General features: G+C 36.8%; 17 protein-coding genes. 4 read left to right on the top strand and 13 right to left on the bottom strand.

The features are described from left to right. Window positions 1-74: 74 nt before the first annotated feature. Window positions 75-1,217: a hypothetical protein gene (locus ACIQ38_RS02800; RefSeq protein ID WP_402817647.1), complete on the bottom strand. Its 1,143-nt coding sequence runs from the start codon at window positions 1,215-1,217 to the stop codon at window positions 75-77. 432 nt (window positions 1,218-1,649) lie between these two features. Between ACIQ38_RS02800 and ACIQ38_RS02795 the strand changes: the two genes are divergently transcribed. Further along, entirely contained in the window at window positions 1,650-1,904 is a 255-nt protein-coding gene (locus ACIQ38_RS02795) for a hypothetical protein (protein ID WP_402817644.1), read from the top strand. Between the two features lie 131 nt (window positions 1,905-2,035). Next, a complete protein-coding gene (locus ACIQ38_RS02790; RefSeq protein WP_402817641.1) occupies window positions 2,036-2,752 on the top strand; it encodes a hypothetical protein in 717 nt (238 codons plus the stop codon). A gap of 56 nt (window positions 2,753-2,808) precedes the next feature. On the opposite strand, the gene ACIQ38_RS02785 is transcribed toward ACIQ38_RS02790, so the two are convergent. After that, on the bottom strand, window positions 2,809-3,291 hold the full coding sequence (locus ACIQ38_RS02785) for a sigma-70 family RNA polymerase sigma factor (RefSeq protein WP_402817638.1): 483 nt from the start codon (window positions 3,289-3,291) through the stop codon (window positions 2,809-2,811). Window positions 3,292-3,572: 281 nt separating this feature from the next. Then, window positions 3,573-4,034 carry a competence protein ComK gene (locus tag ACIQ38_RS02780; RefSeq protein ID WP_402817635.1) on the bottom strand — a complete coding sequence of 154 codons (462 nt, stop codon included), beginning with the start codon at window positions 4,032-4,034 and terminating at the stop codon, window positions 3,573-3,575. Between the two features lie 222 nt (window positions 4,035-4,256). Here ACIQ38_RS02780 and ACIQ38_RS02775 point away from each other — a divergent pair, with 222 nt between their 5' ends. After that, a complete protein-coding gene (locus tag ACIQ38_RS02775) occupies window positions 4,257-5,822 on the top strand; it encodes an NlpC/P60 family protein (RefSeq protein ID WP_402817633.1) in 1,566 nt (521 codons plus the stop codon). Window positions 5,823-5,913: 91 nt separating this feature from the next. Here ACIQ38_RS02775 and ACIQ38_RS02770 read toward each other — a convergent pair whose 3' ends face one another. From ACIQ38_RS02770 to ACIQ38_RS02740, 7 genes are all read right to left on the bottom strand, one after another. Beyond that, window positions 5,914-10,722 carry a S8 family serine peptidase gene (locus ACIQ38_RS02770; protein ID WP_402817631.1) on the bottom strand — a complete coding sequence of 1,603 codons (4,809 nt, stop codon included), beginning with the start codon at window positions 10,720-10,722 and terminating at the stop codon, window positions 5,914-5,916. A gap of 550 nt (window positions 10,723-11,272) precedes the next feature. Further along, entirely contained in the window at window positions 11,273-12,988 is a 1,716-nt protein-coding gene (locus ACIQ38_RS02765; RefSeq protein WP_402817628.1) for a peptide ABC transporter substrate-binding protein, read from the bottom strand. 251 nt (window positions 12,989-13,239) lie between these two features. Further along, window positions 13,240-13,467: a hypothetical protein gene (locus tag ACIQ38_RS02760; RefSeq protein WP_402817625.1), complete on the bottom strand. Its 228-nt coding sequence runs from the start codon at window positions 13,465-13,467 to the stop codon at window positions 13,240-13,242. Between the two features lie 176 nt (window positions 13,468-13,643). Continuing rightward, the gene (locus ACIQ38_RS02755; protein WP_402817622.1) at window positions 13,644-15,179 is read right to left on the bottom strand and encodes a YifB family Mg chelatase-like AAA ATPase; all 1,536 of its coding nucleotides are present in this window, start codon (window positions 15,177-15,179) and stop codon (window positions 13,644-13,646) included. Window positions 15,180-15,551: 372 nt separating this feature from the next. Continuing rightward, window positions 15,552-16,403: an STAS domain-containing protein gene (locus ACIQ38_RS02750; protein ID WP_402817619.1), complete on the bottom strand. Its 852-nt coding sequence runs from the start codon at window positions 16,401-16,403 to the stop codon at window positions 15,552-15,554. Between the two features lie 102 nt (window positions 16,404-16,505). Beyond that, window positions 16,506-17,105 (bottom strand): transposase, encoded by a 600-nt coding sequence (locus ACIQ38_RS02745; protein ID WP_402817617.1) that lies wholly within the window; start codon window positions 17,103-17,105, stop codon window positions 16,506-16,508. Between the two features lie 643 nt (window positions 17,106-17,748). After that, window positions 17,749-18,423: a CAP domain-containing protein gene (locus ACIQ38_RS02740; RefSeq protein WP_402817614.1), complete on the bottom strand. Its 675-nt coding sequence runs from the start codon at window positions 18,421-18,423 to the stop codon at window positions 17,749-17,751. A gap of 468 nt (window positions 18,424-18,891) precedes the next feature. Here ACIQ38_RS02740 and ACIQ38_RS02735 point away from each other — a divergent pair, with 468 nt between their 5' ends. After that, complete coding sequence (locus tag ACIQ38_RS02735) at window positions 18,892-19,167, top strand: DUF1292 domain-containing protein (protein WP_402819573.1); 276 nt, start codon at window positions 18,892-18,894, stop codon at window positions 19,165-19,167. 233 nt (window positions 19,168-19,400) lie between these two features. Here the strand turns inward: ACIQ38_RS02735 and ACIQ38_RS02730 are convergent, their stop codons facing one another. The 3 genes from ACIQ38_RS02730 to ACIQ38_RS02720 all read right to left on the bottom strand — a co-directional run bounded on the left by ACIQ38_RS02730 (window position 19,401) and on the right by ACIQ38_RS02720 (window position 22,032). After that, window positions 19,401-20,078, bottom strand: a complete 678-nt coding sequence (locus ACIQ38_RS02730) for a FadR/GntR family transcriptional regulator (RefSeq protein ID WP_402817611.1) — start codon at window positions 20,076-20,078, stop codon at window positions 19,401-19,403. Window positions 20,079-20,233: 155 nt separating this feature from the next. Further along, window positions 20,234-21,541 (bottom strand): TRAP transporter large permease, encoded by a 1,308-nt coding sequence (locus tag ACIQ38_RS02725; protein ID WP_402817608.1) that lies wholly within the window; start codon window positions 21,539-21,541, stop codon window positions 20,234-20,236. Continuing rightward, window positions 21,538-22,032: a TRAP transporter small permease gene (locus tag ACIQ38_RS02720; RefSeq protein ID WP_402817605.1), complete on the bottom strand. Its 495-nt coding sequence runs from the start codon at window positions 22,030-22,032 to the stop codon at window positions 21,538-21,540. Before ACIQ38_RS02720 ends, ACIQ38_RS02725 begins: the two co-directional genes overlap by 4 nt. Between the last annotated feature and the right edge of the window lie 6 nt (window positions 22,033-22,038).

Genomic DNA, 22,038 nt, shown 5'->3' with positions numbered 1-22,038 from the left:
TACGATCCTATAAACCTATAAAAAGAAACCTCTTCACAATAATCTTTGTGAAGAGATTTTCTTATACATATAAATTATTGAAATAATATCGAGAAATCTACGGTTAATTCAGAACCATCAACGTTCACGGTAATTGGAAGAGTAAGCGTTTGCCCCTTCACATCTTCCAGGGAATCTACTCCGACTGGAACTTTGGAAGTGATAAATGCGACTGCTTCGTTAGAAGTTGGAGCAAATCCATTCACTTTTGTTAATCCTAGTTCTTTGACAAATGTTTGATAAAATCCTTTGCTTAAGAAATCTGCAATTCCTACATCTTTCTTCACTACTACTATTAGAGAATTGGATGCACCTGATGATGCCGTAATATTGTCAAACTGAGTAGCGTTTAGTGCAGTTACTAAAGTAGCAATTTTCTCATCAAACTTTTGTTGAGGAGTAGCTGTCGCTTCATCAAGGGCAGTTTTCACCTTCGTAACTTCAACTAACAAGGCTGCAACAAAAGAATTCGTTGTCGCATTTGGTAGACGATTTAATAGAGCTTCCACTTCTTTGAATTCTTTTTTCGCTTCTTCCTTTTTACCTGTTTCTAGGTAATCTTTAATCTCTATAAGTGACATGTAAATGGTCACAGGTACCATCAATTCATCACGCTTTGCGTCCGCTGGTTTTTTATATTGTTCTAATAGAAGATCGCGTGCTGCTTTACCAGAGAAACGATATAGGATGGCTGTTCTGCCCTTTAGTTGGAAAGATAGTTTGTGATACGCTTTTTCAACTGCTGCAAAGTCATTTCTTGCTTGCGCTGCTTCAATTTCTTTCATAATTGGCACTAAATATTTGGTTGCATAGTTATACGCATCAATATATGGAACCAATCCTCCTGAAACTTTTTCACTATACAAAGCATCAATTTCTTTCAACTTGGCTTCTTTTTCAGAAGTTGATAGTTTGGAAGAGACTACTGCTTGCCTAGCAGCTTGGTGGGTTTTCTTCGCACTGTTTAATGCGGGGTAAAGTGCGTTGCTCGGTACTAGTCTCTCTTCTAGAGAGGGATACACATAATGTGTCGTCGCTTTGTCCAGTTCTGCCTTTGCCTTATTCACCGCTTGATCCACAGATGAATTCGTTGCCCCTAGTGCAGCTGTAGAAAATGATAATACCGATGTTGTTAATAATACCGCTGCTGTTGTTTGCTTAATAAAACGTTTACTCATGTTTCTCCTCCTCTTTTTTGGTGAAAATCTTTGCACAATTACCAGTGTATTCTAGCAAGTTCATATTGCCACTAATTTAGGGGACTTTCCTCGTATCCAATATACGGTAGTTCATCCACTTTGCTAGCCAATTCTGTTGATTTCTAGAAGACACTATACCCCTTACAACATCCACAAATAATACATTTCTCCTTTTTCGATATACTTCCCCCATTTCTTATTTGGTAGCATAGATAGGATGATTTATTACAATTTTCCTATTATTTAATTTTATTACCCAACTTATCTACTTTTTAATCATATATTTTAATATTTTTTCAAAAAATATTCAGAACCTTCAAACGTTCAGTTTTCTAAAGGGTAGCACACTATCAGACACACCCCAAAAATGATATGATGAACAAAATAGATTGTGTGAAAAGAGGAAGGATAATGCATCAACGAATAAGAAAAAGGGAAAAAACAGAGCATGTTATTTTAGGTGTGGACGAATGGACTAGTGACTTGATAGAAAAACTAAAAAAATCAGGAACATGGAATATTTCAGTAATCGATTATGAAGCAGAAGCGGACAAGCTAGCATTAGGATCTACTATCTTTTATTCCCCTGAATTAGCAAAACAAGAACTGGCTAAATCACAGAAAATTGTCTTTCATAAATACTTAGATCCTAATTGGAGAAGCTAAATTGTACCCAGTCGCAGAGTCAATTGCGTCATACATAAAGACATATTAGCCCCATCCCCCTCATATTATGTATAAAAAGGACGCAGGAGGAATTTCGTATCGTATGTTCTAATTGTGGTTACGAACAAGTCGTGGGTAACTTTTGTGGAACATGTGGAAGTAAATTAGAAGAACCCGTTGCCACAGTGAAAAAAAGAGCCTCTGCCGGGCAAGCGGAACCGAATATCCAGTTGGAGAATATTAAAAAGAAGTCTAAACAATATCGCGCCTATTTTATGCAACAACTAAAAAATCCTTCGAGAGCATTTGAGCAAGGGGAAAAAGATTTTTCAAACAGCTTGCTTAGCATACTCTTGTTTGCCATCGTGTACACCGTTTCGCTATTTTTAGTAGTGAACCGCAATTATTTTGGGGAGTCTTTAGGTTTTTTTTCTTTTTTCGTTCAGATTATGTTGCTTATTTTCTTGCTATTTGTCATTTCGGTATTTTCCCTGTATATCGCGAATAACTTTTTTGGTTCTCCGAATTCGTTAAAAGCGATTATTAGTTTTTATGGGGGGCAATTGTCTCCTGTTGTGGTAGGTGTCGGAATTTCCTTTCTTTTAATGGTTATTCAATCTTTTACATATGGTCAGATTGTTTTGATCGTTAGTTTTATATTCGCATTGTTTGTGTTGCCGCTATACTTGGTTAGTTTTTTAGCGACTAAAAAGGCACCTGGATTAGATCCTTTATATGGTTTTATTTTGTATATTTTGGTGTTTGTTCTACTATTTTTAATCTTGGTCACTATTTTGGCGGATACGATGTTAGGATCTTATTTGGACCGGATGATTTATTTACTTTGAATGAATACACAAGTAAGGCTCTGCAGAGATATAGCTTCTCTACAGAGCTTTTTTACTTATTTTATGAGTTTTTCTCTTAGCTTTTGTAGCAGTCGTTCGCGTCGTTTTTTGATGCCCGGAATCGTGATGCCTACACGTGTTGCTGCTTGTTGAAGGGAGATTCCCTCGACAAAAATCCAGAGTAGCAGCTCCCTTTCGCTCTCCGTTAGGTTTTCCAAAGCAATTCCAAGGTCTTCATGGACAAAACTTGTGACGAGCGACTTTTCGAGTAAAAAGGATAATTTTTCATCTTCTACCACATCGACGTATTCTTCTTGATGTTTTTCTTTTTTTAGCTCATCCAGCATCGCTCCATTTATACAACGATATGCATATGGTGCAAAATCTCCTTTGGATGCATCGAACTTCACCCACGCTTTCCATAATGCAATTCTTCCTGCTTGACGATAAAGTTCATGATTTTTGTAAATATGCAATTTGCGAATGCAGGCGGAAATCATTGGTTCAAATTGCGACAGTACTTCTTCAAATGTGCTCACTTTGCGTTCCTTTTGACTCGTGCACGATTCGGTTATTCCTAGGTAGCTATAGAATAATCGGTATCTAGCATTAGTACGACTGAGGGAACGTACGGTTTAGGTGTGTGGAACTGCATCTTTGGAGTTGCGGGATTTTTTATTTGTCCCTGTGCAAGACACAACTCTGGTACAATTCAGAATTGTTTCGTGCACAGGGACATAACAAAAAAGCGACCGAAGATTTGCTTCAACCGCTTTGCTAACTTTTTATATTCAGGAGACATTGAATTAGTTTAATATAGTTATTCTGAATGCTCGATTTTGCTAATTATACTAAGCGCCGTGTGTAGTCTTTGCTGTTGTTTGAGTAAAACATTTTTGGAAACATTTACAGTCATATGAATTCCATTATCAAACACGATTTGCGAAATTCCATTGCCTAACTCGTTGACGTAAAAGTGATGATTAAAAATCCATACACACTCTACATCTTTATATGATAGTGTAGGAAATGCTCCAAACTCATTTGGGTTTATAAGAACCGGTGTTTTATGATAATAGTTCATAATCTCTTTAATCGCTCTCATACGACCTTCTAAAGTGGAAGCGTAACGCATGCAAGCACTATTAAGTAAATCAAGTACAGACATTTTTGAATAATGAATTCCATGTGTTGTTATGATTTTCGATTTATTGCCATTCGTAAAAACAGATTCAAGTGCCAATGCTCGTCGATTAATCAGGTTAGAATCCTTCTTTTTCAAATATATATCCTCCTTTTTGCCTCCTTTTCTATATATTATCAAATAGACCTGACTATGTATAGTTTAATTTTACAAATAATATGAATATTTAAATCTTTTTACTCAATACTTTGTATCTATTTTTCCATTATGACTCAATTTTTCTGAATAGTTTGTTACACAGGGACACCTAAGTAGTTTATACTATTTATGTAACTATCAAACTAAAGGGGGTTCACTAGAATGAAAAAATTAGTAGTATTTTTAGCATTTATAATGGTTTTATTTTCAAGTTTGACTAATGCTTCTGCTGCACCGTTATATAAAGATGTTGGAGATAATCATCCAGCTAAAGCGGAACTAGACTTTTTAGCTTCCAAAGGCATTATAAGTGGTGACCCTGCACGTAATTTCGGAGTGGACACAGAGATAACTCGTTTGGAAGCAGCAGAAATGATTGTAAAGTCACTTGGACTTGATACTTCCAATCAACCAGATCCAAATTTTACGGATGTTACTGCTGGCCATGCAAGCTTTCCTATTATGGCAACTGTTGCAAATAGTGGGATCATTGTAGCAGATGAGAATGGAGCCTTTAATCCTGACGCTTATTTTACTAGAGGGGAAGCTGCTATCTTTCTGGTTAGGTCTTTTGATCTGAAAGGGACTGCTAAAACACCATTTGCCGATGTATCACCAACTTATTGGGTTGCGGATGCTATTAGTACACTACAAGCGACTAGTATCGCAACAGGTTATCCAGACAATACGTTTAAACCATTAGCCAATATAACAAAAGTAGATTTTGCTGTTTTTATCGCGCGCATTTTAAATCCAGATTTCCAAGTAAAAGCACCACCTGTATCACCTATTCCTGCTTCTTGTGAAAAGCCAAGCAAAACAAAAACAATGAAGATAAATGTCCAAGTTACATCCCTTTGGCACAAACCGGGAATAGATCGTCCAGTGGATCGTCCTTCTATTGCTACTCCAGTAGACATTTCTAAATGGACGAAAACGATGAATCTCAAACAAAAATGGTGGCTCGTAGATAAAACAGATACTCAAGCATTATTTGGTGATGAAGTCGTCGTTTTACAAAAAAGTGGAAAATGGTCCAAAATAGCAGTCAAAGACCAGTACGTACCTTATCAAAAAGAAGGGTATCCTGGTTGGGTTCCAACATCGCATTTGTTCGAAACATCAACAGATACAAGCGATTGTTCGATTGCAATTGTAAATGCAAAATCTGCTACTCTATATAGTGATACAAAGAAAAAGAACAAATATATAGACATCAGCTATACAACAATCCTTCCGGTCATTAAAGAAGAAGGAGAATGGCTGCATGTGCTCACTCCACAAAACGGTGTAAAATATTTAGCTAAAAAAGATGCAAAAGTACATAAAAACTATGCAGCAGTTCCAAAACCAACGCAAAAAGATATCGTGAATAGTGCAAAAACGTTCCTAGGACTTCCTTACTTATGGGCTGGTACATCCTCGTTCGGATTTGACTGTTCCGGTATTATTTACTCGGTATATAAAAACCATGGGATCCTAATTCCTCGCGATTCGTTTTACCAAGCAACGAAAGGAACAGCCGTCTCTAAGAGTAATTTACAACCTGGTGATCTCGTGTTTTTTGCTGGAAATGGAGGAAAAGGAAAAGTGTATCATGTCGGATTATATATAGGAGATGGTAAAATGCTTCACGCTCCAAATGCATCCGACAAAGTCAAAATCGAATCTATTACAGCAGGAGTTTATAAACGAAACTATTCCGGGGCTCGGAGATATTTAGATTGAAATCGTTCCCTGTGTAAGACACTATTCTGAATAGTGTCTTACACAGGGACATTAAAAACAGCTGGGGAACTATCCCCCAGCTGTCTTTTTTTTACACCGCTACAGGAATTGCACCTGTACTTGGCATTATTGATTCAAAAGTTGGTACCGTCGTTTCATACTCTGGTGTAATAGATTCTGGACTTGGTACTAAAGTTTCTGCATTCGGTTCGACAGATTTCAATGTCGCCTCTGTAACAACAACATTTACTGGCAGTTCATTTTTACCGTATTTAACGGTAATTATTGTGCTTCCTGCTTTTTTTGCTCTTACTAAACCACCACTCACAGTAGCTACTTTACTATCTAATATTTTATACGTAGCAGCTGCTGTTACATCTCTTTCGGTAGTTTTACCATCTGGTGCTGTCGTTAATTCCTTCACCTTCAACTTAACTTCTTTGCCCGCTTCCAATTCAAGTTCCGTGTTGTCTGCAACAAGTGTAACGACTGGTGCAGTAACCGTCACATTTACTAGGACAGTATTTCCACCGTAGTTCACGTTGATGGTTGTACTTCCTTCATTTTTAGCTCTTACTAGACCATCTGCTACAGTAGCCACTTTGCCATCTGTTACTTTATACTTTGCAGATGCTGTTACATTTTTTTCTGTTGTTTTTCCATCTGCTGTTCTTGTAATTTCTGTAATTTTTAATTTTTCTTCTTTTCCTGGTTCTAGGTTAATTTCAGTTTTATTTGTAAGCAGTGTTACTTGTGGCTCAGTAACTGTTACATTTACCGTTACTTCGCTTTTACCGTACTTTGCAGTGATGGTTGTTTCTCCTGCTGCTTTTGCTTTTACTAAACCACCGCTTACAGTTGCCACTTTGCCATTTGCAGATTTATATGTTGCAAGTGTTGTTATATCCGACTTTTTCGTTTTTCCATCTGCAGTAGTGATTACTTCTGTAATTTTTAGTTGCGCTTCTTTTCCTGGCTCCAAGTCAATTTGTGTTTTATTTGCTTCGAGCGTCACTACTGGCTCTGTAACCGTTACGTTTACAGTTACTTCATTTTTGCCATATTTAGCAGTGATGGTTGTATTTCCTGCATTTTTTGCAGTTACTAAACCATTTTTGACAGAAGCTACTTTACCATCAGCTACGAAATACTTTGCAGAATTGGTTACGTCTGCTTTTTTCGATTTTCCATCTGCTGTTGTTGTCACTTCGGTAATTTTCAACTGTGCTTCTTTCCCTTTTTGCAAGTCAAGTTCCGTTTTGTTTGCAGTTAACATCACGCCTGGTTCTGTAACTATCACGCTTATAGGAAGTTCATTTTTACCGTATTTAACTGTAATTGTAGTGCTTCCTGCATTTTTCGCTGTTACTAAACCATTTTTGGCAGAAGCAACTTTATTATCAGCCACTTTATACGTCGCTGCTTTTGTTACATCTGATTTTTTTGTTTTTCCATCTGCTGTCATAGTTACTTCTGTAATTTTCAGTTGCGCTTCTTTCCCTTTTTGAAGTTCAACTTCTGTTTTGTTAGCAGTCAATGTAACACCTGGCACAATTTCTCCTGAATCATTGACTGTTACGTTTACCGTTACTTCATTTTCGCCATGGGAAACTGTAATTGTTGTAGAACCTTTACTTACTGCAGTCACTAAACCATTCGCAACTGTTGCAATGCTTTCATCTGCCACAGCATACGTAGCTTCTGCGGTTACATCTTTATTTGTAGCTTCCCCTTCTTTAGGTTTAGAAGTTTCTGTAACAACTAGTTGAGCTGTTTCTTCTACTGCTAAATCAAGTTCTGTTGGAGTTACCGCAAGTGTTACTTCTGATTGTTCTTTTTCATAAATTAAAGCTTCTCCTTTATTCCCCGCTGCATCTAGAATGACTACTTTCACAGAATCTGTTTCAGTCGTTACAGGGAATGTAAAGGATCCATCTTGTGCCAAATCGAAGTCCACTGCCTCCGCAGTTTCTCCATTAACAGTAGCAATATAAGAAGCATTTAGCTTGTCATTTAAATCAAATTCCAAACCGTATAAATATAACTCTTCATTATATTCAATATACTTGTCCGTAACTTGACCAGTAGCTACCCCATCTTTCACAGAGCCTTCAATTTCTGGTTTGGTCGTTTTCACGACAACTGGTCCAACATAGTCACCAATCACGCCACTAGCAGCAAGTCCTGTAAAGTCAATTGTATATAGGCCATCTGGAATCGTTGTTGCCGGTTCACCGCTCCATGGTTGGTACTCACCGTCAACCGTTAACTTCCAAGAGCCTGCTCCAAGGGAGGAACCCGCATGTAAATAACCGATGTAGCCGTCACCGTATTCTCCACCCTCAGGATTCATAATATCCCAAAGCTCGATATAGTTCGTTGTCACATTTCCAGTCAATGTGAATGTAAGCTCGGCTAAGTCTTTCACTCCATCTCCGTCAAAGGAAAGGTCAGTTTCCGAAATATGCATATCTCTAATTTCTGTAGCTACTACACCGCTAAAATCAGCTGCGAATGGCAATGAAATTTCAGAATCGCCACCATTAATATGGATGTACCCTAATATTTCTGAACCATTTGGAGCAGACGCTTTAGAAGCGGTCAATGTAACATTTAATAGTTGCTCTCCAGCAAGTGTAAACGATGGTTGATCGACTGTTACTTTAGCATCACCAAACGTTTTGATCGTATCGACTGTTACTTGATAATTTCCACCGGTACCTTTGCTATCTTTTACAAGAATTTGTTTGGTAACAGAAATATTTTCTTTTAATGATTGTGGACCGAATGTAACGGTTCCTTTCAAGTTTTCTACAATAGAGCCGCTATTATCTAACACCGCAGTATCAATTGCATAAGCAAGTATACTTGGGTGAGCTGCTGCATACGCGTTTACACGGCCAGCACCTTGCGCGAATACATCGTATTTTGATTTATTTAGCACTTTAGCGGTATTGGAAAGCGCAACTTTTACATCGAATGCACTCCAGCTTGGATTTGCTTGTTTGACAAGTGCCGCGATACCAGCAATATGTGGTGTAGCCATCGATGTTCCCGTTTTGCGGTCATAAGCTTCTCCGTAAACAGCATCCGGGAAATCTGCTTTGTACATTGGAATCGTAGACATGATATTCGTTCCGGGAGCGCTTACATCTGGCTTAATATCAAAATTCGGAGTTGACGGTCCACGTGAACTAGAATTATTCACTTCGTCGCCAGTCGTGTTTTCTGAACCAAAGTTACCAAATGTAACAGTTCCTTCTCCTCCATTTAAGGCTGCACGAATGGCATCACCGTCTGTTTGAGACATATCAAACGTTGGGATAAATGCAAAAGAGTCTCCTAAAAATGTGCCTGATACATCCGGCGCGTTTGAACCACCGGCAAAGTTATGGATAATCGTTGCCACTGCTCCGTTTTCCTTTGCATATGCAATCTTATCAACAAATGCAATATTTCCACGAGAAATCAGCGCAACCTTGCCGTTTACATCAATACCTTCATAATCCTTTGCTTCGCCATTTCCAGGAACGGCAACTAAATCAAATTCTCCTTGAAGTTGTGATGCTAAATTTTTTCCAAAAGTGGTCCCCATCAATTGCATTTGTTTTGTTAGATGATAATCACCAACTGTAATATTTACTTGCCCGTTATACATCGTTTCTGGATTCGTAGTGTTTCCAACTGCAATCCCCAAACGTGCTGTTGCTGGAGTTCCCATCGTTCCACGGTTCGGACCTGAGTTTCCTGTTGCTATTACAGAGATTGTCCCAGCCATCATGGCATTATTAATCGCGAAAGAGCCACTGTCCGTTTCCGTATTAGCCCCTCCACCTAATGATAGATTAATAACATCCATTTGTTCGATCACTGCCGTGTCGATCGCTTTTACAATACCTGAAGTAGCTCCACTTCCATAAGCCCCAAGCACTCGGTAAGCATAGAGATCTACTTTTGGTGCAATCCCTTTAATACCGAATTCGTTGGCGCCAATTGCAGCAATTGTTCCCGCAACATGCGTACCATGAGAAGTATAGAAGGCACTTCCGTTTGCATTAAATTCTGGTGTGCCTGCAGGTCGTTCTACAGGAGAAGTTTCCGATGCATCGTTGTCCGCACGGGTTCTTGTATAGGTAGAAGAGTTCGGGATAAAGTTCTTCCCACCTTTATAAATGCCTGCGAATTCTGGATGATCCGCATCGATTCCGGTATCTAGTACTGCAACTTTGATACCTTGTCCTTCGATTCCTTCATTCCAAAGCCTTTCGATACCTAAAAATGAAATACTCGTATTCATCTTTGCATCGACGATTTTATCTTTATTGATTGTAGAAGGTTTCGTCGGTTTCTTTTTTTGTGGCTCTTCCGATGCATGAACGATAGTGTCCGGTTCTACTAAAGTAACTCCTTGCACAGTTAGTAGTTTTGGAAGATCATTCGCTTTTACAGTTGCAGCGAAACCATTTAAAACAGTATCAAATGCATACCCTTGTTTAATTGGGATATTTTTTATTGTTAACTCCTTTTTTACTGCTGTTTGTTGTGTTTTTACTTTTGCTCTCACTTGATTTTCTTGTGTTGCTGAAAAAGATTTCCCTTTTAATTCATGTATTCCTTTTTCAAGGGCAACGGGCTTTTCTGATAAATGGATGATTACCGAAACGTCTTGGTTACCCGTTAAGTTTTGTAAGTCTTTGTGTAGTTTTGGTCCGCCATCCAACACATTTAATTGTTCTGCGATCGCCGCCTTTAATTGTAGCGTGCTTTCGCTCGGAACATTTTGTTTGAATGGTTGCACATCTGTATTTGCAGATACGGTTAGAGCTGGTATAAACATTGTAAAGATCATCGCTAGTACGATGAGTGTACGGAATAATTTCGTCACTAGATTTTTCTTCACCCTATTTCCTCCCTTTTTGGACAATCTACTTCTCTCTGCATCTAAAATTCTTCCACAGCCTCCTATTATTATTGTTTAATTTTTAGAAATTTTAATAAATTCCCAAAATTATAATACTATCATAATATTACTTAGTACTTTTTTCTATATCTATTTTTCATGTAAAAATGTCATAGTTCTAAAGATTTACTATAAAATAAATCTAAAATCAGAACTTAAGAAATATTAAATATACATAAAATGCATGAAAGAAAAAATATTTTTTTCGAGAGACGAAACTAGTATCTATAAAAATCAACAAATAATTTAAGTACAATTTGTTGATTTTTTCAATTAATAATTTCATAATGAAACGAATTATTATCAACATATGAAATAAATAATAATTAGAAAGAACTACTTTTTGAAAAAAATCAAGTGTGGGGAAATTTTTTTTTGGAAGTTTACCTTAAACATGCAAAATAAAAGGAAAAAATAAAAAAATGACACTTTCTAAATAGATAAAAAGTGTCATTTCTTTATATTTTAACGAGTCTATATAACTAAAATTTTATTCTTTCCCTGCTATATAAGCCCATTTATAACTGTAATCTCCAGTGAATGGGTGAGCAACAATGCCATGCACATACGGTTTTTGCAGCGACATGGATCCTGTTTGATACAAATTGACAATCGATGCCTCTTCTTCAACTACCACTTTTTCCGCTTCTGCTAATGCTGTCCAACGTGCTGCTGGATCTAGTGCAAGTTCACCTTTTGCTTTTTCAAGCAGTGCATCGAATTTTTCATTAGAGAAAGACATATTGTTCTGTGACGACTCGGATTGGAACAAGTCCAAGAATGTAATTGGATCTTGGAAGTCAGGAGCCCAACCAGTGCTCTGAATGTCATAATCTTGAGCTGCATCTAAATCTAATTTAACATTGAATGGAAGACTCTTTATGTTAAGCTTAAGCCCTTTCAGGTTTGACTCCATCTGTGATTTTAAATAAGCATCTAAATTTTTAGAGAGCTCAGTATCACCCGTAATATATTCGAATGTCACCTCTGTCAAACCTTCTTCTTTCATACCTTCTTCCCATAATTTTGCCGCTTCTTCTGCATTGAATGGTAGCATGTCCCCGTTTACTTCACGGAAATCTTGTTTGTTTTCATCGAATGCAAACCCTGTTGGCACAAGGAAATCTGCTTTAATGGAACCATTTGCAAGGACAACATCCACCATATCTTGCTTATTGAAAGACATAGCTAATGCTTGTCGTAACTTTACATTGGAAAGGGGCGTCTTTTTCCCATCTCGTTCTTGATTTAATTTCAAATAGTAGACAGTCGGTTTCAACACTTGTTCTACTTCTACATCATCTGCGTACTGCATTGCAAATTCTCCAGATAATGTCACACGGTCTTTTTGTCCATCGTTATATAAGTTGACGGATGTACCCGGTTCTTTAACAACATCTACATTAATCTTATCGAGCTTCACTGTTTCTGCATCCCAATACTCTGGATTCTTTTCCATTGACCAAGATAGACCTGTGCCATCCCAGTTTTTCAGGATAAACGGTCCATTGGATAATAAACTATCTGAATTTGCAGCATAGTTTTCTCCTTGAGCAGTTACGTATGCTTCATTTTGCGGATAAAATGTTCCAAATGCCATGAGAGACATAAAATAAGGGACTGGACGTTCTAGTGTAACAACTAATGTTTTATCATCCTTCGCCTCTACTCCTAGTTCCGATTTATCCAGCGAACCAGCAGCAATTTCTGTTGCATTTTTAATAATGCCAGTCATCATATAAGGTCCATAAGACGATCCAGTATCTGGGTCAACTGCTCGCTGCCAAGCAAACACAAAGTCATGCGCAGTAACAGGTGTACCATCTGACCAGTTAGCATCACGTAATTTGAATGTATAAATGGTACCATCTTCACTTATTTCTGGCTCGCCTTCAGCCATTGCAGGAACCGCTACATTATCTTGATCTAAGCGGAATAAGCCTTCTGCAATATTATTTAGTACATTGAAAGAAACGGCATCATCCGCAAGAACCGAATCCACTGACGGAATCTCTGCACGCTCCACTAAATTTAATACTTGTTCTTCATCCAAATCTTCACTTGTTGCCTCTTCTGTATCCTCTGTTTTTTCTGTGTTTGTCGTATCTACTGAGCTGTCGGCGTTATCCCCCTCACCACATGCTGCTAAAAAGATACCAAGCATGAAAATCATTGCAATAAGCCAGAATAACCTATTTTTCTTCATAAAATTCCCCCTTTTACTTTCCTGAAATAATTATTTCCTTCTTTATTATACATGATTCTGTTAATTATTCTCTTATTTTTCGGAAAAGGTCGAAATTTGGAGGCGTTTTCATCTTTTTTTGAGGGATTGGGTAGTTTATTGTAAAGAAAAAAGATTCCCGAACCTGTGATTGTTTGGGAATAAAAATAGTTATGATATATTAAAATCAAAATATCTCTTCAATATTGCTCTTAACTTAGGATTTTTTTAGTTTATTGTCGTCCGAAACGGCTTTCTAGTTCGTAAATTCGTTGTTCAAGTTCCAGGTTCTTATGTTCAATGAAGCTCATTTTCTTACTTACATGTTCACGATTATTGTCTAGTTTTTCACCGTGCTGAATTGAATATTTTTCTATAGTATCTAAACGTTCATTCATTTCCATTCTGAATTCACTTTGTTGGTCCTGCATAGCTTTTAACAATTCTAATATTTTATCCATCTATACGATAACACCCCTTATGTTCAAGAAGTTTTTAGTTCATTATAACAGAAAACCAACTCCGGTTCATTGGTTCTGATTTCAGTCCCCACAAGCATTCCATAAGTTACAAATCTATTTATCTAATCAATATTACTCTATTTTTGACTCGATTTGAATTTATGAAAACTTTTATTCTACCTCAGCTGCGTCGAATGCACATATGCTGCTCGTCTGGTCCATTCCAACGCTTCGGTCACCGCTTGATCTGTTACCGATAAATCTCCTTCTAAATCAGAGACAGTCCTAGCTAATCGCAAAACCTTCATCGTAGAACGACTACTTAATTTCTCTACAAAACAAAAGTTTTCAACTCTAGACAGTTGTGCTTCGGAAAACGTCACCTTCCTTTCAAATAATTTGACAGGTACAATTGAGTTTGTGTAATTATCTCCATAACGAATCCGTTGCATCTCTCTTGCAGCCGCTACTTTAGTCCTTATCTCTTCTGATGTTTCACTAGAAGTTTGTTTTATAATTCCTTGGTTTTTCAAACCTAATACAAAGTCAATTCGGTCAATAATAGGTCCTGTTATTCTCATGATATATTTTAATCGCATCTTCTCCGTACATGTGCAGTATTTTTCATTGGAACCATAATATCCACAAGGACAAGGATTAGTCGCTCCTATTAAGTTTATCGTTGCTGGAAATTGATTGGATCCTTCGACACGATTCACAACGGCAATTCCCGTCTCGAGTGATTGTCGTAAGGTGTCGATTACACGGCGTGGAAAGTGACCAAGTTCGTCCAAAAACAAGACGCCGCGATGTGCAAGTGATATTTCACCGGGTCTAGGATAACGCCCTCCACCAATAATAGCCCCTTCTGATGTAGAATGATGAGGACTTCTAATCGGTGGACGCGCAGATAAATGCCTAGCTTCCATGGCCATTTGATAAATGCTGAACACTTCTAGTTTTTCCTCATTCGTCATATCAGGTAAGATTGTATGAAACGCATTGGCCAGTAAACTCTTACCACATCCAGGAGGACCAGTCATCAACACATGATGCCCTCCAGCCGCTGCTAAAGTGAGCGCTCGCTTCGGTTGCTTGTGGCCACGGATGGCAGAAAAACATATATATGGAGTTTCTTCAGGTATATTTGAAATTGTTTCTAAGGGCAGCAATTCCAGCTCTGCTTCCGAAAGGGAACTATTCCCTCTTAAATGCGATAGCAAATCTTTTATATGAGTAATGCGAACTAGCTCTACATCTGGAATTTCTAGAAAAGGAGAAATATCAATAGGTGGGATATAAATTTTCTTAAAGCCAAGTAGTATCGCTTGGTGTATGGTAGGAATCATACTGTGAAATGTGGTTAAATGTCCATCTAAGGTAAGTGCAGCTATAAAACATGTTTTCTCAGGAATTTGTAAGGGGGCGTTGGACATTGCTTGTAACACCGCCAATAGCATAGCAACATCATACGACGTACCTTGTTTCTTCACGTCAGAAGGCGATAGCAAAATTGTGATTTTTTTCATATTAGTATCGATACCAAGAGATAATAAACAATTCAAAATCCGCTCTTTCGATTCTTTAATCGAGGCATCCGGTAAACCAATAATAATACATTGCTCCTTATCATCCCAAACCGTCGCCTCCACCCGAATAATTTGTCCCTTAAGCCCCTGCATACCAACACTATAGACATAATTGTGTATCATTGCTCCCCACTTTCTTTTCATAGTCTTCACATCACGCTATTTGTCCACCATACAACATTATTATTTGGAAGTAAATTGTCATAAATGAACTATAAACACAACAATTTCATTTTCAATGCAAAAATGGATCTAAAATTACATTTAAAGCCTTTTTTTCAACTCAAAATTAAATTCTTCGCTTTGAAACGTCCCTGTGTGTGAAACAATTCTGAATTTTTATGTGCAAAAAGACAGAAAAAGAACAAACACCGCTTCGTCCGGTGAATGTTCTCTGCTTTTTACGTATTCTTCTCTAAGTTATCAGAGTTGTTCCTCGCACAGGGACATATTTTAAAAAACTGTCCCCAAAATAAGGGGCAGCTTATAATCCTACTAAATATTTTTATAAACACCAGTAATAAACAAAGCTTGTTTTAGCGAACTGAATGTCGGTATACTTCTAAAATCAAGTCCTAACTGAATGGAAGTTTGCGCTATTTCTGGACGAATACCTGACATAAAAGTTTGGATGCCAAGTAATTTGAGGATTTCCATCAATTGAAACATTTCATTGGCTACCATTGTGTCCATAATGGAGACAGCAGAAATATCAATGAAAAGGTGTTCGATTCCAAGTACTGAACATTTTTGTGGCACTTCCTGTAACAATGATTTTGCACGATTCGTATCGATGTCACCTACAATTGGTAGTACGGCTACTCTTTCTAAAATTGGAATAACCGGTGTACCCAATTCATTTATCAAATTTTGTTGGGCAGTCATTCGATTATGGGACAACTCAAAGTATCTTTCAGATAACAGATAGATAAGTTGATCAAAAGCTGTATTAAATAATACACTCCATTTAAGAATATTTGTTTTGGTCACTAGCTCATCTTGTTCTTTTGCAAATAGACCAACATATCCCCATATTGTTTCACGTGTTTTATTCAAAGCCTCTATCACTTCATGTATCGGAGTGTTATTTTCAATTCTACTTTTAGCCACTGTGTCAGCCCATAATACTTGTTGTTCCTTTAATGAATCCTTATCCTCTAGAAATGCAGATGCAACGGTCTTTATAGTCAGCGCATGTTGTTCTAATAATATTTGATCTATTTGTGGATTCGAGTTATTGGAATAAAAAGCACCAGTAAAACTGTCTTTTTCAGCGAACCATCTTTCAGTAATATTTCTGGAATTATCAATTAGATATTCATAAAGTTCTTTATTAATCGAATTCAATTTATTTCCTTCTTTCTTAGTTAAAGCATTGCTTCTTTAAGTATAAATGTTTTGAATGGAAAATGGTAATGTCCCTGTGTACCAAACTATTCTGACTTTTCATCACGTTTCGTACACAGTTGATGTTCTTTCGTCTGCCTCTACTCTAGGTCTGTGGTTTAAACAGTAGCTACAATAGCCCGCATTAGATTTTTCAAACGTAGCCGGTAAATGTTTTTTTAAAACGTCTCTATTTAAAAAGGGAGGAGCAGGTTTATTTTCTTCGAAGTAAAATGGATAGGAACTATATGGGTACCATTCTAAACGTTCTACCATTAACTGCTTTGTTTCTATGGGGTTGCGATGAATATAGTTACTGACGGTAAGCAATCCGATCGGTGAGTCCACTTTTTTTGCAAAATAGCGTCTCTGATAGATTCTACCGACATGGTTATATCTTTTCGAATACGAGCTACTATACCTTCTATTAAGGAGTGCCATAATTTTGCTAAGTGGGTCTCTATGTGATTTGATAAGGAGATGATAATGATTAGTCATGAAACAATAGGCGAGGATTTCAAAAGGACTCTTGTCATAAACATAGTGGAATATCCGCATCATCTCAAGCTTATCTCGATGCGACCCAAATATGGGTTGTCGATTATTGCCTCGCATGATGACGTGATAATAAGAATCAAGATTAAAATTTCTTTTTCTTGTCAATGTGTTGCCTCACTTTCCTAGGATATAACGTCTCTGTGCAAAGAACTATTCAGAATTGTTTTTTGCACAGGGACCTTCCCCTAGCCTAAACGAGTCACCCTAAGAAGTAAATTGTCTTAAAAAGAAGACAATGGAATTTTGAAGACTTAAAACAGAGGCAATTTAGCTAAGAAATCCATTTTGGAGGTAAAATGGATTTGAAAATTATTTTTCGAGTAGCTCCCTGTGCATGACATAGAATCATAACCAATTATTAAACCTCTCACCTCTTTGATCCGCTGACTACTCTTGCTATTAATGAAGTACACCAATCCAACTTAAAACCAGGCGTCACTTGCTCTACTACGAAACCATTATCCTCAACTTCCTCCTGCGCAATATATTCATGCTTACCAATGAAAGAGTACAAGAGCAAATTGGAGCCCGTCAATTCCAACACAATTATTTTTGGGCAAGTTGCTCAATAAGCGAATAGTCCACAACAACTAGTAGTTTCAATAAAAATTTTCTATTTATACTTTACTTATTTTTGAATATTGCAATGCTAGTGAGAGCGGTAAGTTCCTTTCAATATTTATGAAAAAGAAAAAAAGCCTCCGCCAAAGACGGAAACTTTTTTACTTCTATTATTTATTACTCATTTTTATTTCCCAATAAATTGTTGTGTCCAGTAATTTCCACTATCAGACAAACCTACTCCGATATGTGTATAAGATGGATTTAAGATATTTGCTTTATGTCCAGGTGATTTCATCCATGCGTCCATTACCTCTGTTGCACCGTGTTGACCCATGGCAATATTTTCACCCGCTGATTTATATTCGATACCAAAAGATTTCATTTGGTCAAATGGTGAGCCGTATGTTGGGCTCGTATGAGAAAAATAGTTTTTATTTTTCATATCTTGTGACTTTGCTTGTGCTGATTCTGTTAGTTTAGTATCGATTTGCAGTGCTTTTAGTCCAGCTTTTGCACGTTCACTATTTACTAAATCTACAACTTGTTGAATTTCAGAAGAAACTTGTACATTTTCATTGTTTGATTCTCCTGATGGTTGTTGTGTTGGAGTAACTGGTTTCTCCGCAGCTGGTGTTTCTTCAGATACTTCATTTTCCTCTGAAGCATTATGGCTGTATTTCTGAGAATTATTGAAATTATATTTATATTGATATGGAGATTTCCATGTGTGTGTTTCATGAGATTTTGCTTCTGAAGTGGTATTTGAATTTCCAGTAGTCATAGATGCCTCTACAGAATGTGTGGAAAATAGCAAGCTTCCCGCAAGTACTCCAACTAGTAATGAATAATTTTTATTCATTTTCTTCTCCTCCTTCTTGTGCTCCATCAGTATAAACATAGAATGCGAGATTTTTTTACTATAAAATATTCCAGTGAATCCAGAGCGAATGGAAAAACCATTTATAACAACTGTTCTATAACAAAAAACATGGATATTTTATCCTCTATGTTTAATTATTTCATCTAGAATACTGTTGACAGTTTTGAATATATGCTTAAAAGAGATTACTACTTAATGATATAACGACAAATAACACTAACCTTTTTCATTAGGTGAGTGTTATTTACGTTTTTTATTTAGCATTGAATTGACAGAATTGTTTCTTACACAGGGACATAACGAATAAAAATGGAGCTATGTGAAATACTATAGATGCAAACTTGATCAAAAAATTTATTGCCTAAGTGTAACCGTAAGTTTTAGTGGGTAAATGAATGGTAGAAAGAAGAACCCAACAAATAGGAGGAATTGTGAATGGAAGAAAAAATGGGAAGCATTGAAATAGGAGAAATCCTAACGGTATTAGATGAAGATGATCGCGAACAAGAAATCGAAGTAATTGGTCTTTTAACGATGGAAGATAAAGAGTATGCAGCTGTTGCATTCGTGGAAGATGTAAACGAAGAAACAGATGAAGACATGGATGTGTTCTTTTTCCAAGTGATTGATGGAGAAGACTTGGCGGAGATCGAAACGGATGAAGAATTTGAAAAAGTATCTGCGGCGTTTCTGGAAGCTGGAGTAACAGAAGACGAGGAATAGGAGCATAACACAAATATTGAAAATCTCCATTATTATCTTTACAAATAAGATACTCAAATAGTCTACCCTGTTTGGTCATGAATTAAGGATGTATAACTTTTACAAAAAGAAGCGGCTGAAGATGAACTTTCAGCCGCTTTGTTATGAATATTCAGTCGAAGTTATTCCAATACTTTTTATGATTCATAATAATGAAAATTAATTATAATTGTTTTATTTATCATTAGAATACTTCAATCACCTAAAATTTTCTTCCTGACATATCTTAAATGATTATACATTTGTTTGAACGATTCATGAGGGTCCCTTTTCTTCAATGCATCATATATAGCTACATGATGCTCAATTGTAATAGTAGGCTCACGATACGTTATCAAGCTATCTGTTTTTTCATGTGTGATAAGAAGGGAGTCTATCATCCCTTCGACTACAGGATTATTTGCACTTTGCGCTATAAGCCGATGAAATTCCTTGTCTAATTTTCCATAATCACTATTGGGATTTTCTTGAATTCTATCAATTGTTTCTTTTATTTTTCCAAGTTGATCATCGGATATTTTTTCAGCTGCAATGGTGACAAGTCCCAATTCTAAAGCCATTCGTGCTTCTATAACAGCAGGGACATTATTAATGGACAATGCGAGCATTGCTTTGAACGGACTGCTTCCCACTTTATCATTGACAAATGTCCCACTCCGAGGTCTTCTTGTTATAATTTCTAGTGTTTCCAATGAGCCCAGCGCCTCACGTAGTACTGGACGACTTACATCCAGTTGTTCCATCAAAGACATTTCAGACGGTAACTTATCGCCTGGCTTTAATTGACCGCTCGTTATCATATAAATAACTTGTTCTATCACCTGCTGCGATAAAGTACTCCTACGGATGGTGTCCATTGTATGCTCCTTCATTAGAGTCCCTCCTTTCGATAAAAAAAATCGTGATTTTCTATATAATAATTATACACTAAAATACCAGACTAATTGCACAATCCTATGTAAAAAGAGAGGGAAGTCATTATTATTACCACATTCTCCCCCTTTAATCATTCATTCCTTCAAATATTTTAACTTAACCCAGCTAAAGACGGTAGGAATGTTGAAAACCATGGAAAATACGTCACAAGTAAAAGAACAACAACAATAGCTACATAAAATTTAAGCAGTTGCGGCATAACCCTTTCCAATTTCACACTCGATACTTTAATACCCGCAAAGAGAATATTCCCAACAGGTGGTGTAATAGTGCCTATGCAAAGATTAAACGTAAGCATAATACCGAAATGTAAAGGAGTCATTCCTAATGCTAAACAAACTGGAAGTAATATTGGAGTGAAAATTAAGATTGCCGGTGTTAGATCCATAAATGTGCCAACGAACAACAATAAAATATTTATAGCTAACAAAATAATTATTGGATTATCGGAAATTCCTAATATTAAGTTTGCCATCATGTCTGGTATTCCAGTAAACGACATAACCCAAGCCATTATATTAGATGAACCGATTAAAAACATAATTATTGCAGACAACTTGGCACTCTCTATCAAAATAGCATATAATTCTTTGAAATTGATTGTTTTATAAAATAGTGTAGATAACAGCAAACTATAGACAACTGCAATGGCGGAGCCTTCTGTTGCAGTAAAAACACCTCCAACAATTCCAAAAACGACAATAATAATTAGTAATAAACTTGGAATTGCATCGAGTGCAACTTTTAAGAATTCATTTAAAGTTATTTGCTTTTTACCAACATAGCCTTTCTTTTTTGCATAAAAGAACGCAACGACCATGCAACTTAACCCCCATAAAATACCGGGAATCACACCACCAAGAAAAAGAGCAGCTACTGAAGTACCCCCACTAACTAAAGCATATGTGATCAATGCAGTACTCGGTGGTATCAATAATCCTGTAGGAGCGGTTGCTATATTAATTGCCGCTGTAAAATTTTCATCATAGCCTTCTTTTTTTTGAATTGGCCCCATAATAGATCCCATTGCAGATACCGCGGCTGTTCCAGAACCAGATACAGATCCAAAAAGCATATTTGCAACTACATTCGTCTGCGCAAGTGATCCTGGTATCCTGCCAGTCAATGCGGTTGCTAAGTTAATCAACCGGACTGCTATACCACCTTTATTCATAATATTACCTGCAAATATAAAGAAAGGAATGGCCAATAAAGTAAATATATTAATACCTTGAAACAATTTCAAAGCGGATGACGGAATGGCCGCAGAAAAACCTAATACTTGGGTGATTGCTAGTATCGATGCAACAATGAGTCCTATTCCAATTGGAATACCGAGAAGTAATAGAATGACAATTGTAAAAAAAATCAATAGCCCCGCTGTTACTGCTACACTCATAGAATCCCCTCCTTTTTGCTCACCTTAAATTGTTGGATTAATTGGATAATATTAATGAAGTTGTAGACCACTATCAACACGCCGCTTATTGGAAGCACAATATAAATCCATTCCATAGAAATATTCAATGTAGGAGAAATTTGTATTGCACCAACGCCTACAACCTGTGTACCTCCAAACAAAAAGACTATTATCGCGATAGACATGATGAGTAGCTCGGTAAAGATCGATAAAAAAAACTGATTAATCCCTTTTAATCTATCTGAAAATATGGTTAGTTTCATATGATCTTTTTGACCAAATACTAGCGCAGTACCAAGCAAGGATACCCAAACAAAAGAATAACTCAGCAGATCTTCAGACATCGTACTTGGACTGCTAAAAACATATCGTGAAATTACTTGATAAGTTGCAAGTAGCGTCATAAAAGACAATAACACGGCGCAAGCAGCAGATAATACCTTATCCATTATGTTCTTTACTTTTCCCATAAAATA

Origin of the sequence: Psychrobacillus sp. NPDC096389 (assembly GCF_044762855.1) — a bacterium.
GTDB lineage: Bacteria > Bacillota > Bacilli > Bacillales_A > Planococcaceae > Psychrobacillus.
Note: the sequence above shows the minus strand (reverse complement) of the source record. Positions and strands in the feature narration are given on the sequence as shown.